9 protein-coding genes and 1 pseudogene are annotated in these 16,176 nt (G+C 47.4%); 3 read left to right on the top strand and 7 right to left on the bottom strand.

What is annotated here, in order from left to right:
- Positions 1-52 precede the first annotated feature (52 nt).
- The gene (locus tag UNDKW_RS05675) at positions 53-2,104 is read left to right on the top strand and encodes a S9 family peptidase (protein ID WP_162057919.1); all 2,052 of its coding nucleotides are present in this window, start codon (positions 53-55) and stop codon (positions 2,102-2,104) included.
- Between the two features lie 157 nt (positions 2,105-2,261).
- Here UNDKW_RS05675 and UNDKW_RS05670 read toward each other — a convergent pair whose 3' ends face one another.
- Both UNDKW_RS05670 and UNDKW_RS05665 read right to left on the bottom strand, forming a co-directional pair.
- Positions 2,262-2,456, bottom strand: a complete 195-nt coding sequence (locus UNDKW_RS05670) for a hypothetical protein (RefSeq protein WP_162040174.1) — start codon at positions 2,454-2,456, stop codon at positions 2,262-2,264.
- A gap of 590 nt (positions 2,457-3,046) precedes the next feature.
- Entirely contained in the window at positions 3,047-5,692 is a 2,646-nt protein-coding gene (locus UNDKW_RS05665; RefSeq protein WP_162057918.1) for a zinc-dependent metalloprotease, read from the bottom strand.
- 600 nt (positions 5,693-6,292) lie between these two features.
- On the opposite strand from UNDKW_RS05665, the gene UNDKW_RS05660 reads away from it, so the two are divergent.
- Both UNDKW_RS05660 and UNDKW_RS05655 read left to right on the top strand, forming a co-directional pair.
- The gene (locus tag UNDKW_RS05660) at positions 6,293-9,178 is read left to right on the top strand and encodes a TonB-dependent siderophore receptor (protein ID WP_162057917.1); all 2,886 of its coding nucleotides are present in this window, start codon (positions 6,293-6,295) and stop codon (positions 9,176-9,178) included.
- 95 nt (positions 9,179-9,273) lie between these two features.
- Positions 9,274-11,259, top strand: coding sequence for a S9 family peptidase (locus UNDKW_RS05655; RefSeq protein WP_162057916.1), 1,986 nt, complete (start codon positions 9,274-9,276; stop codon positions 11,257-11,259).
- 63 nt (positions 11,260-11,322) lie between these two features.
- Here UNDKW_RS05655 and xerD read toward each other — a convergent pair whose 3' ends face one another.
- The 5 genes and pseudogenes from xerD to UNDKW_RS05630 form a co-directional block, all read right to left on the bottom strand.
- Positions 11,323-12,246, bottom strand: coding sequence for a site-specific tyrosine recombinase XerD (gene xerD, locus UNDKW_RS05650; RefSeq protein ID WP_232063254.1), 924 nt, complete (start codon positions 12,244-12,246; stop codon positions 11,323-11,325).
- Positions 12,237-12,769 (bottom strand): annotated as a pseudogene (locus tag UNDKW_RS05645) (methylated-DNA--[protein]-cysteine S-methyltransferase). Before UNDKW_RS05645 ends, xerD begins: the two are co-directional and overlap by 10 nt.
- Positions 12,770-13,215: 446 nt before the next feature.
- Positions 13,216-14,496: a TRAP transporter large permease gene (locus UNDKW_RS05640; protein WP_162040169.1), complete on the bottom strand. Its 1,281-nt coding sequence runs from the start codon at positions 14,494-14,496 to the stop codon at positions 13,216-13,218.
- Positions 14,493-15,044 (bottom strand): TRAP transporter small permease, encoded by a 552-nt coding sequence (locus UNDKW_RS05635; protein WP_162040168.1) that lies wholly within the window; start codon positions 15,042-15,044, stop codon positions 14,493-14,495. Before UNDKW_RS05635 ends, UNDKW_RS05640 begins: the two co-directional genes overlap by 4 nt.
- 104 nt (positions 15,045-15,148) lie before the next feature.
- The gene (locus UNDKW_RS05630) at positions 15,149-16,153 is read right to left on the bottom strand and encodes a TRAP transporter substrate-binding protein (RefSeq protein WP_162040167.1); all 1,005 of its coding nucleotides are present in this window, start codon (positions 16,151-16,153) and stop codon (positions 15,149-15,151) included.
- Positions 16,154-16,176: the final 23 nt, after the last annotated feature.

Here is a 16,176-nt window from a genome sequence, read left to right as displayed (position 1 = left end):
AATACAGGATCAAATTTTTGGGGGCCTAGTGCCCCCATTTTTAGGAGTAAACATGAAATTTCGTACAACGCTGCAACATGTGATCGTTGCCGCTTTTGCTGCCTTGCCTATCTACGCTGCACATGCCGGAGCCCCAGCAGAAGCCAAGGCGTATCAGAGTGCTGCTGACATACCGGTAGAAGTTTTCTTCAAGCTGACTGATTACCGTGACTTGTCGATGTCACCAGATGGAAAAACCATTGCCGCCATCGTGCCACTGAATGGCCGTGGCAATCTGGTATTGATAGATCTTGCTACGCGCAAAGCCAAAGTCATCACTTCATCTCCCCGCTTTGACGTTGCCGAGAGTCGCTGGGTAGGTAATAAGTATCTGTTCTATCGCACTGCCGACGGACAAGAAGCGAGGGGCCGTTTTGTCTATAAAGGCTCCTACTACTACGATATAGACAATGATAAAAGCATGGAGCTGGAAAATACGAATGAACGCAAGAAAGGCGACATTCATATTGACAGCATCATCATGGCAGAAGGTAATGATTCGCCAGAAGCCTATGTTTCCATGCGTGGAAGAAGCAAGGAATATGCGGATGTCTATAAATTCAACTTCAAAACCAGGCGCTCGCAATTATTGACGTTTGAGTCACCAGGCCGTACAGAAGGCTGGGAACTGGATACTCACAAACGTCCGCGCATCGCACAAAGAGGTGAAATCCGTCCGGCAGCTGGTCAGCCACAGATGACGGCTTACTATCACCGTGCTCCCGACAGTGACAAATGGGAAAAAATATTTGAACAATCCAGCTACAACGATGGCACGATGTACGACGTGCTCGGCTTTGACAATGATGACCGCACCTTGTATGTCTCTACCAACAAAGATGGCCTGGATAAAATGGCCGTGTTCAAGTATGACACTGTCACCAAGAAATTTGGTGAGCTGGTGCATGCAGACCCTATATTTGATATCAATGGCCAGAGTGCCAGCGCACGCTTGATACGCGAAGTCGATGACGAGACTGGCAAGGTCGTCGGCTTGTATTATGATGCAGCTAAACCGACGCGCATCTGGTTTGGCAATAGCGCAAGAAAATCCCTGACTGAACAAATCGATGCCTCCCTGCCAGCAACCCACAACGCCTTCAGGTTGTCTTCTGATGGAAGCAAAGCCTTGGTCCATGCCACTTCAGATATCCAATCCGGCATTTACTATTTGTTTGATACTCAAAAGAAAACCCTGGAACCCATAGTGCAGGACCGTGAATGGGCAAGTCCGGCCTTGATGGCAGAGCGCAAATACATAGGTTTCAAGGCCCGCGATGGCTTGCCTGTGTATGGCTACCTGACCTTGCCTAAAGGCACTGAAGCCAAGAACCTGCCATTGATCATGAATATTCATGGCGGCCCTATGGTGCGTGGATATCACTTCTCTTCCTGGGGTCGTTGGCCTGAAGCGCAATTCTTTGCCTCGCGTGGCTATGCCGTCCTGGAACTGGAACCACGCGGCTCAGAAGGCTATGGTCGCAACCATTATGTCAAGGCGTGGAAGCAATGGGGCGGCACCATGCAGGATGATATCAATGATGGTGCCATGTTCCTGGTGCAGGAGGGCATCGTCGATAAAAAACGCATGGCGCTGATGGGTGGTAGTTACGGTGGCTACGCATCCCTGCAGGGCATGACCAGAGACCCTGATTTGTGGCGTTGCGCCAGTTCTGTCGTAGCCGTCAGTGATCTCGGCCTCTTGCAGAACGTTTCCTGGTCAGATACCTCTGAAAATGCCGACGCGGCAACCGGTGGCTACCTGAACAATGAATTCAAACTCTGGGTAGGCGATTCCAAAACCGATGCGGCCTTGTTTGAATTGCGCTCACCAGCCAGGAATGCCGCCAACGTCAAAGGCCCCATCATGCTGACCATGGGCTCGGATGACAGACGCGTTCCTCTGATTCATGGAGAAAAAATGCGTGATGCCTTGTTGAAAGCTGGTAAAACCCTGGATTACAAAGTCTATCCAGAAGAAGGGCATGGTTTTAACAAAGACGTTAACGTATTTGACTTGTACAACCGGAGCGAAAAATTCTTTGCTCAATGTTTAAAGAAATAATTTTGTTGTTTTAAACAAGCGCAGTTAATTTCGCTATGCAAGACAAAAGTCCCCTGTCATTGCAGGGGACTTTTTTGTTCTGTAAAAATGAAATTGCAAGATACCAGCAATAAAAAAGCGCCAAGAATTTGGCGCTTTTCAAGAATCTAACTCAGGCTCACTCTATTTTAGTGATAGGCGGCTGATAAGGAGTAGGGATCGGTCCATTAGGGCGGGGGGGATTTCCTGGCCCTACAATTTCTCTGGGGACAACCCCAACAATCTCAACTGGTGAGGCAATGATTGGATTATCTGGACTTTCACCGTCACCGCCGGCAATCAGGCTCAATTCTTCATTTGAAATCAAACGCATTTGACACTACTGTAGGTAAATAAATCATGTCTGTTCAGACATGAGCATTTGCACCATTCCCGGCTTTTTGTGCCTGGAACAGCATCCTGACACGGGACTATGCACTTTCATGCATACATTCACATGCCTGAATTCTTTTTCCGCACTTCTTCACCCAGCCATATATCCAACAGCACAGGCAAATAAAGGCTGCTTTAACTTAAAAAAAGCAGCAAAAAACACATATCGATAGCACACTTTTAAGTCAGCATAAGTTGCCAAATTATATTTTATAAAATATCACACAATGAATGCTACCTCAACAATAAATGGATAAATTTTTTCCCATTTATACAAGCATTTGATATCAGAATAAATCAGCAATGCAATTGAAAAATACGTTCAATTTACACCTTGGCATGCATTACTTACTCAGCTAAAGTAAAGGGCAAAACAGTCGTTCGCTATTCTATTTTTTCAGCAAACATGAAAAAAGCCCCGTGCTTTTACACGGGGCTTTCAAGCTTGCCAGCAGTCAGTATCTGAAAATGATGCTAATACTGGATGCTGCAAAAAATGACTGCACTAAACGACTATTTTAAACGACTGGATCAAACGCCAGCCCTCACCAGTGAAGCCTTCAATACTTCATTCAAGGTAGCCAGACTTTCCGACAAATGCGCACGGGATTCCGGGCTCATAGGCTTGCCGACCGCACCACGGATAGCTACCAGCAACTGATTTGCCTGTTCCCTTTGCAAACTACGGGCATCAGCCGGTGTAGTTGCAGACGGTTTCAGCAAGGCATTCGACAAACGCTTCAGGTGTTCACGTTGCAGATTGCGGCGGGCCGAACTGATATCTGTACCACTTGCCAGCTCACTCCAGATATTCGACTGCAGGTTGCCGTACAGCTCATGCAGGGACAATACCTTTTTAGGGTCGCGCAATTTCTCGGCATTATTGAGCATGCGTTGTGCCACCAGATCAGACATCAATTGATCCAGGGCCGCAGTTTGCAGACTCAGCAAACGTGCGGAGATGGACACGTCATTACGGTTGGCACGCTGGAAGTGATCGACACCCAAACGGCTCAGGAGCTCTGGTGTAAATACAAAACTCTTGGCCGTGAACAAGCTCTCAGAGACCAGCTTCAAAGCCTGGCGTTGACGTTCTACCGCGATAGGCGTGAACGTGGCACGGCCTGTACCGGCGTGGTCACGCAAGAAAGTGGTGCCGCCAACATATTTCGTCGCCAGAGGTACGGTACGGGCAAACTGACCAAAACCGTATTCAAAACTACGGCGCAGGGTTTCATAGCTGTCACCCGCTTTTAACTGACGTGTTTGCAACCTGTCCCACAATTCGCGTGAAATCGTCAAACGTTTTTGTATATAGACCAGAGGGTCAGAGCCCAGATCAAACACATTGACGTCAGGATCAGAAACCATGGTGCCAGCAGAATCTTCGTCCGTACCATACGCCAGCAAAGGCTCGGTAGAACGTGAAGCAATACGGGTCAGCTCATCTTTTTCCTTGTCGGCATCGATGGGCTTGTAGGCATATTCAATTGCCCAGTAATCATAGGGGCCGAGGGAAGACATGACGTATTCACCCTGAGGCTCACCCTTGGTCGCCAGATTGAAAGGCACATAGTCCATGACTGAGCCAGCCAGGCCATTAACCTTGGTAAAAGCCGGGTCTTGCAATTGCTTCAGGGTATAGATAGTGGAAGAACGGAAGTTATGACGCAAACCCAGTGTATGGCCAACTTCGTGCATGATGACGTCTTTGACATAGGCTTGTGCCAGTGCTTCGGCTTTTGGGCTGTCCATGTCCATTTCACCACGGGCATCCAGCAAGTCCATGGCGAACCCCATTTCCATTGATGCTTCGTGGGCAAAATGACAGTCACCCTGGGCATGCAGCGCATGTGTCTGTGCATCTTCACCTATCATGCGGCGGGCACCGCGGGCAAAGACATCCGACATACCGATGTCTGCATCCAGAATTTCGCCGCTGCGCTCATCGACACGTGAAGGGCCAATAGCGAAGCCGACGTCTGCACCGACAAACCAGCGTATCGAGGCATGGCGAGAATCCATGGTATCAAAAGCGTCTTTTTCAGTTTGCTGTTTGACGACCACGGCGTTTTTGAAGCCTATCTTTTCAAAAGCCTTGTTCCATTCGAGCACGCCTTCAGTGATCGATTTACGATATTTCTCTGGCACGTTCTTGTCCAGCCAATAGACGATAGGCTGTTTTGGTTCCGACAGTGCGGCTGTTGGGTCTTGTTTTTCCAGGCGCCAGCGATTCACGTAGTAACGCGAAGTCTTGGGTTTGAGGTCTTCGGTGAAATCGTAGCTGGTCGTCACAAAATGCCCGAGCCTGTCATCTGCCAGGCGTGGTCGCATGGCTTCAGTTGGCAGCGCTGAGAAATTAAAATAAAAACCTACGAAAAAGCTGCGCGGATCAGGTGTCGTTTGTGGGGGCGTAGGCAGAGCTACTGGCGGTGGCACCAATGGAGAAGCAGCAATGCGTGGTGTCATGAAATGTGCATTGACAAAAAAACCTGCCAGAGACTCATCCGTATTCAGCTTGCCGAAGCTGGTATTGGCCTTGTCCAGGACATACATGGTGCGGTAGGCATATTCCAGGCTCGTTGAATAACCAGGGATATCATTGAACAGCAAGGCACTGGCATCGACCAGGATGCCTTTCGACTCTGAATTGGGCGTACTCAATACGCTGGCGCTGGCCAGCAGACTATCTGAAAACGCCTGCGAAACAGCGAGCGCCTGTGGTGTGCCTGGAGTGGCATAAAACTGGGTATTCTTGGCCAGCAGTTGTACCTGGTTGCCAATTTTTTTGAACACGGCCTGATATCCACGCCCCATCTGGCTGCCATATAAGCCACGCTCACCGATGCTATTCGGGATGTTGTAAGTAAACAAGAATGGTTTATCAAATTGCTCAGGACGAATTTCCAGCCAGACTTTGTCGTCTTTCTGGTACAAATTAAAAAATCCCTTGAGCTCTTTAGCGTCTTTGATAACATCTTTAAAAGGACGCAATCCAACAGGAGGTGCTGTTGCAGGCGCTGGCGCAACCGCTGGTGTGGCTGTCGCAGTGCCATTTGTAGCAGGCGCAGAGGCCGGGGTCGCGGGAGGTGTCTGGGCAAGGGCTGCCTCACTCAGTGCACATAACAAAAGGAGTAAGGTCTTTTTCTTAAAATGTACTTCTTTTGACAATTTCATATTTTTTCCTGGTTAGATGAATTGGCCGCAAACTACTCACTGAGCATGGCTTTGCTCAGTTCATAGACCTTGTTTTTCGTTACAAGTTCTTACATATCGCAGGAACTTATTAGCAGGTCAGATTTTTGCAGAAATTCGGAAATTTGAAAATTTTTTCGCATTTCCTGACTTTATATTAGACCGCTAAATGACTCCAAATCCATCATATTTTCTTGAAACTGATACCTTTTTCCAGCTTTTATAAGCTTATAACTGGAATTTATATGAAAATAAATGAATTTCCAAAAAGATACTGAAAATCCAATTTCATGGAAAATTAGAAATTAAATTTTCATTTCTTGTCGTTGTCAAACAACAAGCACTCAAAAAAAAGTAACAAATGCTTTCCCGCAAAGGTATTTTATTTACATAATAAAGTTCTGTTTGATTCATTGCCTTTCACTTCCCGCACGCAATTATAAAGAGGATGGATTTGGCAGCATTTCATCAGGTAGCAGTACAGGATTGTTTGTAAATTTACAAAATTTTAGAACTAAACCTGTCTGCCAAACGGATCCGGCACCCGATTGCATCTGGTCTATCAACAAAGAGGGAACAATAATGATATTTAAAGAAAAAATAGGCGTGCAGTCCGTGCGCCTGGCGCTCAGCGTATTTGCTGGCTCCATGCTGATCGGGGGTTATGCCCACGCTCAGACTGAAGCACCACAACGTATTGAAATTACCGGCTCGAACATCAAACGCGCTGATAAAGAAGGTACATCACCGATACAAACCATCACTGCTAAAGAAATCAAGCAAAGTGGTGCAACAACAGTTCTTGAACTGTTGAAGAGCGTTCCATCCATGGGTACTGGTGGTTATAACGATACACCAGACCAAAATGGTTTCTCCCGCGGCGTTGCGACAGCATCTTTGCGCGGCCTGGGTTCGACCTCTACCCTCATCCTGTTGAATGGTCGCCGCATGACGCCGTCTGCGTATGCAAATCCAAACAATGGTCAATCCACACTGTACGATCTGAACAGTATTCCTCTGTCTGCCATTGAAAAAGTAGAAATTTTCAAAGATGGCGCGTCAGCAGTATATGGTTCTGACGCGGTAGCTGGCGTTATCAATTTCATCACCAAACGTGATTATCAAGGTGGCGAAGTTTCTGTAACTGCAGCAGCTAACGATGATCGCGAATTCGGTCGTCAAAATGTCAATGGCACGATAGGCTTCGGCGACTACGCCAGCCAGGGCTACAATGTGTTATTTGCTCTGGATTACAGAAAACAAAACGCCACAACCATGGCGAATGGCTCGAATGATATCAATGCACAAGCCTATGCAGATATCAATTTCCGCGCAAATCCATTCAGCAGCAGCGTATCCAACCAGGCTTTCTTCTTCAAGGAACGTACTCCTGGTTCACTGTCTTTCTTCACGACAGGTGCAACTGTTATTAATCAAACCAATTGCGATGCATCCCGTAAATTGGTAGGTGGCCCAGAACACAATATCGCCACTACTAGTGTATTGCGAGGTCGCACGTTCTGTAACTACAATCAAGATGCAGACGTTGATGCGCAAACCAAGGGTGACGACGTTAATTTCATGACAGTCGGCAATTTGAAGATCAATGACAAACTGTCCGCTTTCGGTGAGTTTGCTTACACTGATTCCAAGCGTGTTTATCGCTCGTCACCACGCACTATCAGCGGCACGTCTCCAACTACCAACTTCCTGGTTGGTGGTTTGGCTACGCCATTCCAGGCTATCTTGCCTGTTGGTCATCCAGACAATCCAAATCCAGATGCACGTTCTGCCGTCTCGTATCGCTTTGAAAACCTGAAAACAGGTACTGATCTTGACAATAAGAGCGCACGCCTGGTTGCTGGTCTGAAGGGTACCGTCGCCTCCTGGGATTGGGAAAGCGCAGTCTTATGGAATCGTTCCGAACGTGAAGAAGTAGCATACGGTTTCCTGTACGTACCAACATTGCGTAAGCTGATTACTGAAAACCGCACATTGGCTTCCATCGCAGCTGATCCAACCATCAGCCCGAATTTGACCAACAAGGCAACTGCTGAAATTACTCAAGTCGATGCCAAGGCAACGACAGAATTTGGTTCACTGGGTGGCGGCGGTATTGGCTTCGCAGTAGGTGTTGAATTCCGTCAAGAGAAACTGTCCATTGCTCCAGATCCTATCAATGCACGTGGTGATATTCTTGGTTTGGCAACGACTGCAATCGATTCTCAACGTAATGTTTCTTCTGCATTCTTTGAGGTCCGCACGCCATTCCTGAAAAACTTCGAGATGGATTTCGCTGGCCGTTACGATAAATATCCTACGTTCAAAGGTAATTTCGTACCTAAAGTCGGTGCTAAATGGACTGCTGTTGATGGTCTGGCGTTCCGCGGTACTTACGCTGAAGGTTTCCGTGCACCAGCTTTGTCTCAGGTTGCCGCCGGTGGTGCCCAGTTCTTCCTGAACAATACGGTTGACCCAGTTCGCTGCCCTAACGGTTCAAATCCAGTAGTGGGTGCTGAGCAGGTAGATTGCGCCAAGAGCATTTCTGGAGTCGGTGGTGCTAATCCTGACCTGAAGCCAGAAAAATCCAAGAGCTATGCCTTGGGTATGATCTATTCTCCAACAGCCAATTTTGACGTTGTAATAGATGCCTACAAACTGCGCCAAGAAGGTGAAGTTGCCCTGAGTAGCTCAACATATCTGCTGGATCATCCTAGTCAATTCCCAGCTGATTACATCATTCGTGATACTAATCCTCTGAATCAATTGAAAGATGCGGCTGGTAATCCTATTCCAAATACAGGCCCATTGCTGGCAGTAAAAACTCCTTGGGTTAACCAAGGTAGTACTGAAGTCAGTGGTGTGGACGTTGAGCTGAAAATGCGCAACAACCTGGGTGAAAATGGCAAACTGTCGACGTCATTTAAATCCACATACCTGATTTCTTATCGTCGCGCCGAGTCTCCTGGCGACGTAGAAAGAAATGCCGTTGGTACTAACGGTGGCATCAATGACTGGACAACATCTGTTGGACCAATCCCTCGTCTGCGTGCCACTTTGCGTACCGTTTGGGAAAAAGGTCCTCATACAGCATACGGCGCGATCAACTTCACAGACAGTATCGCACAATGGCGTCGTTATGATAATGCTACGACATACTCCACGCCATATTGCTATTATGGTAGCGGCGTACCAGCCGGTGTAAGTGCGACTTTTGCCAACCAGCCTAACTTCACCAAGTATTTCCCAGATTGCCAAGTGCCAAGCTGGACTACTCTGGATGTAGGCTACACTTACACTGGATTTAAAGATCTGACTTTGGGCATCAACATCAGAAACATTACTGATTCCAAAGCACCTTACAATCCAACAACTACATTGGCAACTGTCCAACAAGGTTACAGCTCAACCTTGCATAACAACCTCGGTCGTTATTTCACATTGTCTGCAAAATACGTTTTCCGTTGATTTGATGACGTAGTCAAATGAATAAACGCCTCGTAGTCCGGGGCGTTTATTTTTAGTGCTTCTTATTTTTCAAAAAAAATTACATAGGAAAAAGAATGAAACAGGTACTCACTACCATGTGCAGGCAACTTTCCATCTGCACAGCTCTCGCTTTCAGTTTGACGCTGCCTGTCTATGCGCAGACGCCAGTACAAGAAAAAATCCCGGTTGAAAAGTTTTTTAAGAACTCGCAAATCAATGGCGTCCGGTTTTCACCAGATGGCAAGAATTTGGCGATGATCACGGCAGGTGAAAATGATAGGCTCGGTCTGGTAGTCATGGACCTAACGAGTCTGACTCCCAAAATTCTGGCGCGTTACGAAAAAAATGACATCACGTTCTTCTCTTGGGTAAACAACAATAGACTGGTCTTCGGTATCGGTGATCGGAAAATTGGAGCGGGTGAAGTATTCAAAGATAGCGGCCTGTTCGCGGTCAATAAAGATGGTTCAGAATTCCGCCAGCTCATAGAAACAATGGGAAATTCAGGCAAATTCCGTATCCTCACTTCACGCCATTATTTTATAAGCACCACTGGACTGGAAAATTCTGAAGATGTATTTGTTGGGCGTGGCACAGGTACAAAACAAAATCCATCTGAAACCATTCTGAAGTTAAATACGCTTACCGGTTATAACGAATCCATTCAAACACCACCAAATTCTGTTGGCTTCCTCGCGGATATGTCTGGTGAGGTTCGCATTGCAATAACCAGTGTGGATGACAAAACTGCTATTTACTACAAAGATGCAAATGAAAAACCATGGCGTAAGCTTACCGACTATGACAGTAAGAAAGAAGATGGCTTCAGTCCTTCATTTATTGCTCCTGACGGGCAACTATACGTAACTGCAAATAATGGACAGGATACGCAGTCTGTTTATCGCTACGATCTTGAAAAAAATAAAATTGATAGTACACCTATTGTTTCCGCCAAAGGATTTGACTTCGCTGGTCGCTTCATCTTTAACAAAAAGCAAAATAAACTTTTAGGCATACAGTATGAAACAGACGCGCCTGCAACAATGTGGCTCGACGATAAATACAAAATAATACAAAAGAAGATTGATGCAGTTCTACCTAATACAGTGAATTTACTAAGCGTCGCGGAAAATGCCGACAGTGATGTGTTAGTGGTCAATTCATTCTCGGATATTCATCCTGGGTCGGTCTTGCTATATAACACTAACACCGAGAAATTCACACCTATCGGCGACAGCTTCCCAGAAGTTGATTCTAAAAAGATGTCTTATCAGGACTTCATACGGATTAAGGTTCGTGATGGCCTGGAAATCCCTGCGTACCTAACATTGCCGCGAAACAGTACCGGCAAGAATCTGCCTATGGTCGTCATGGTTCATGGCGGCCCTTATGTCAGAGGAGGTCATTGGGGCTGGAACCCTCAAACACAATTCCTGGCTTCCCGTGGTTATGCCGTATTGGAGCCAGATTTCCGCGGCAGCCAAGGCTATGGTAAAAATTTGTTCAAATCAGGCTGGAAGCAATGGGGCTTGGGCATGCAAGACGATGTTACCGACGCAACCAAGTGGGCGATCGAAAAAGGATATGCAGATCCAAAGAGAATTTGTATAGCGGGTGCCAGCTACGGCGGCTACGCAGTCTTAATGGGGCTGATCAAGGAACCCGACCTGTACCGTTGTGGTATTAGCTGGGTAGGTGTATCAGACATCAATTTACTATATGACATAACCTGGAGTGACCAGGAAGGCTCTGCATGGCAACGTTTTGGTATGCCGATACTAATCGGTGACCAGCAAAAGGATGCTGCGCAACTAAAAGCAACCTCACCTGTTGAACAGGCACAGAGACTGACCAAGCCATTAATTCTTGCCTATGGTGCTGCGGACAGACGAGTCCCTTTAGTACATGGTGAAAAATTTAAAAATGCCGCACCAACTGGCGCAAAGATAGAGTGGATCACCTATCCGGAAGAAGCACATGGCTGGCGCCTGTTGAAAAACAATGTCGATTTCTGGACCAGGGTAGAAAAATTCCTGGAAGAGAATACGGCCGTAAAATAAATCAATGCGCTTCAATTAAAAAATCCACGCTATGCGTGGATTTTTTTATCTGCACACATTCGCTCAACCACGTGGATGATGCAAGGAATGCAGTTTTTTTAAACGCTCACGCGCCACATGCGTATAAATTTGCGTCGTTGAAATGTCAGCATGGCCCAGCAACAATTGCACAACCCGCAAATCAGCACCGTGGTTCAATAAGTGGGTAGCAAACGCATGACGCAATGTATGCGGCGACAAGTGCGTCGTAATTTCTGCCTGCATCGCATACTTCTTGATAAGTATCCAGAACATTTGCCGGGTCATGGCACCACCGCGGGCTGTGACGAACAAGGCATCATCTATCTGGCCATTCAGTATGGCTGGCCTGCCTTCACGCAGATAGCGTTCCAGCCAGGTGCGGGCGACTTCACCAAACGGCACCAGCCTGGTTTTGTCGCCTTTGCCGGTAATACGCAGCACGCCTTCGTTCAAGCCGACTTCTATAGATCGCAAACCCACCAGCTCGCTGACACGCAAGCCACAGGCATACAAGAGTTCCAGCATGGTCTTGTCGCGCAAACCATGGGGATTGGTTTCATCCGGTGCCTGCAGCAAGGCAACGACCTGGGCTTCGCTCAGGGTTTTGGGCAAACGCTGTCCCTGTTTGGCCGAGCGCAATTTGGTGCAAGGATTGACACTGATCAGGTTTTGACGGAATGCCAGCAAATAAAATCGCTTTAGTACGCTCATGCGCCGGTTAGCAGAACTGGCTTTGGATGTGCCGTGTTTGGCTGCAATGTAATTGCCTATGTCAGCATGATTGACTTCGTACAGATGTTTAGCTTGATCTGTGTGCAAATACTCGGCAAACAGGCGCATGTCGCGGCGGTAAGCCTCTATGGTATTTTTTGCCAGCCCGTCTTCCAGCCATAGTGCGTCGCAAAACTGATCGATTTGCGACGTCAATTTATCCGGCAAGATGACAGGCAGCGGTTTTACTTCCACAATTTTTCCTGGGTAAAGCCGGCCACGCCCTCATGTGTCAGCAGCCAGCGCTTTACACCAAGGTGGAATCCGGTTTCATCATCATTGTGGGCAAAGCCCCCAGGCCACCAGCAGCAGTCACGCGGTGACATGGGATAACCAGCGGGTACCAGTTGGCACCGCAGGCCTGGCCAACCGCACGTGGTGCCGAGCGTATATGCTTGGCAATCTGGCCGTAGGTCAGCACCTGGCCGCGCGGTATGGAAGAAATAGCATGCCACACCTTGCCCTGAAATGCCGTGCCGGCCTCTTTCAAAGGCAGGTCAAATTGAAAGTCGGGATTTTCCAGATAAGCCGCTATTTGCCTGGCGGCTTTTTCAGCCACTTTGTCTGATGGTGCTTTTTCCTGGAAACGTGGCGGCAAGTAAACCAGTTCACTGATTTTCTGGTCTTCGCAACGTATGCCAACGGCCCCAAAAGGGGCTGCGACGATGGCGGAGAAAAAGCCCGTTTCCCTGGATTCCTTAGCTTCTTTATTCGACATGGTTTTCCTTTTTGACAAAAGAAAAAAGGCGCATCATCCGATGCGCCCTTAAAACATCTTTCGCGTTTTCGGCTGTTTAGCGTATGCGATTTTTTTTAATTTATCACATCCACTCAGCTTGTAGTAAAAACGCGCGTCTCCTCAGTGTGTACGGTATCGTTACCGTTATTTTGCACTACCGCCTTTTAAACCTGTGTGCCTTTTTCTTATTGATCTTAGTCTTGCAAAAATCTGAACTGCCGTGAATATAGCATGACAAGTTTTGGCTTTCAAAACAAAAATGATACAAAACGGTGCATTGTTGCAGATATGTGAAAAACGATCATAAACCTAAAAAATGTGCTAGGCAACACCAATTTAAATTCTGCCAAAATAAAAATTGCCGTATTTCCTTGCGGGAAACACGGCAATTTCTTTTAAACTTTGGTCAGTTTACTTTGTTTAACTTATTTGTAGATCAAATTTGGCAACCACATTGTGATTTGCGGTACGTAGGTAATCAACAAAAGGAAGCCTATCATCGTCATCAGCCATGGCAAAACAGCCACAGTCAATTCAGTAATCCCCATTTTGGTGATTCCTGACGCCACATACAGGTTCAAGCCCACTGGAGGATGACACATACCCACCTCCATATTGACCACCATGATGATACCGAAGTGAACAGGATCAATACCCAGCTTCATCGCAACCGGAAACAGAATAGGTGCCATGATCAGCACGATCGATGACGGTTCCATCACATTACCAGCCAACAGCAAAAGTATATTCACCACCAGCAAGAAGCTGATGATGCCAAAGCCCTTGTCCATGATCCAGCCAGCCATGGCTTGCGGGATATTTTCACTGGTCATCAGGAAAGAGAACAAAACAGCATTGGTGATGATGTACAACAGCATCGCTGACATCGCAGCAGAATCCAGCAAGACCTTGGGTACTTTCTTGATGGTCATGTCCTTGTAGACAAACACGGCGACAACGAAGGCATACACAGCAGACACTGCAGCAGCTTCCGTTGGTGTGAACATGCCGGTATAGATACCGCCCATGACGATGACTATCAGCAGCAATCCCCAGGCGCTCTTGCGGAATGCAGCCCAGCGTTCCGTCCAACTCGCTTTGGGCATGCGGGGGTAATTGTGTTTCTTCGCCAGGAACCAGGTTGTCAGCCCCAAAAAGAAAGCCAGCAACAAGCCTGGCACGACGCCCGCCATGAACAATTGCCCCACCGATGTATTGGTGGACACTGAATACATCACCATGACAATAGATGGTGGGATTAAGATACCCAGGGCTCCTGAGGTGGTAATTACACCAGCACCAAAACCCTTTGGATAGCCCTGCTTCACCATCGCAGGCAAAATGATGGAACCAATCGCCACCACGGTTGCCGGAGAAGAACCAGAAACTGCCGCAAACAACGCGCAAGCCATAACGCCAGCCAACGCCAAGCCACCGTGCCAGTGCCCTACCATAGAGGCCGCAAAGTTAATCATGCGCCGCGCCACACCACCATGTGTGAGGAAATTACCTGCAAGAATGAAGAATGGAATCGCCATGATTTCAAACTTCTCAATACCAGTAAATAATTTCAGGGCCACCGACTCGATAGGTACCTGGGTCATGGTGAACAAGAAAGTCAGAACAGTCAGACCCAACGATATTGAAATCGGCATACCTGTCAGCATGAGAACTAACAGCAGGATAAATATAATCGCGGCGTTCATGCTTTCACCTCTTCGTCCAGACCTTCAACATGGGCGTGATCGTGCTTGGGCAACTCACCAGTTTTGATGAAATTCCATGTAACTTGCAGGAAACGGAAGCACATCAGGTAAGATCCCAGCGGTATTGCCAGATATACCCACCACATCGGAATCTCCATATCAGCTGAAGTCTGGTCAGTATGTGACATTTCCCAGACAAAACTTGCACCCAGGGTGCCAACGATACCCGTGAACAAAGCTCCAGACAGCAAACCCAGCACGACAAACTTGTTACGCCATTGCGGATTCATTTTATTGATCAACACGTCAACACCGACATGGATGCCGGTGCGCACGCCGTAGGCTGCACCAAACTTTGCCATCCACACAAACATATAGATGGTCAGTTCCTGCGCCCAACTGGTATTAAGCTTCAACAAGGCATCTTGCAAGCCAGGTATGGCAAAACCAGACAAGTAGCGGTGTACTACCGCAATAAAAATAACAATGGTGGCCGCGCCCATGAGGGTCGCGATCAGCCATTCTTCGAGGTGATCCAGAAATTTCATATAAGCTCCTTAACTGGGTAGCAGAACGCTGACCCGGAACCATGCGCGGACGCGCAGACTGTAGAGAATGCCACCACGACCATGTCATGGTGGCAGGCAGAATATTATTTAAAGCCGAGTTTGACAGCTTCTTTATTCACATTGGCGATCAAATCCTTGCCTATGCGACCTTCCATATCCTTCTGAACTGGCAACAAAGCTTTGCGCCATTCAGCTTTTTCTTTGTCTGTCAGAACATAGACTGTGGTTTTGCCAGATTTTTTGACTGCTTCCAGCGAATTGTCGTTCTCTTGCTGAGCGATGGCGTTGGCGTACTTGGTTGCCGATTTCATCGCTTCATCCAGTTGAGTGCGCACATCTGCTGGCAAACCATCCCAGAACTTCTTGTTGACAATGACAGCATATCCCAGATAACCATGATTGGTCACCGTTACATGCTTTTGTACTTCATGCATCTTTTGAGTGTACAAATTGGATGGCGGGTTCTCTGTACCATCAACAACACCTGTTTGTAGCGCTTGATACACTTCAGAGAAAGCCAGTACCTGTGGATTGGCACCTAATGCACGCATTTGTGCATCCAGCACTTTCGAAGATTGTATGCGCAGTTTTTGCCCCTTCATATCAGCTGGCAAGTGCATGGGTTTGTTGGAGGACATCACTTTGAAACCATTATCCCAAAATGCCAGGCCAGTAATACCCTTGGACTCCAGTTTTTTCATCAAATCCTTGCCGATTGCCCCTTCAGTGACGGCATACAGCACATCTTTTGATGGGAAAATATAAGGCAAATCGAAGACTTCGAATTCTTTTACGCCCAAAGGACCAAACTTGGCCAATGAAGGCGCCAGCATCTGCACTGCCCCCAGTTGCAGGGCTTCAAGCTCTTCCTTATCCTTGTACAAGGTACTGTTAGGATAAAGCTCGACTTTAACGCGGCCTTTGGTGGCTTTTTCAGCCAATTCCTTAAAACGCTCAGCAGCCTTGCCTTTTGGTGTGTCATTTGCGACAACATGACTGAATTTGATAACAATGGGAGCTTGCGCGAATGCTGCGCCACTCACCAAAGAAGCCGCCACCAGGGAAAACAACAGGGATTTCAATTTCATCTAAGTCTCCAATCGTTATAAGG

The organism is Undibacterium sp. KW1, from assembly GCF_009937955.1.
Classification (GTDB): domain Bacteria; phylum Pseudomonadota; class Gammaproteobacteria; order Burkholderiales; family Burkholderiaceae_D; genus Undibacterium.
This window is presented reverse-complemented; position numbering and strand designations above follow the sequence as displayed.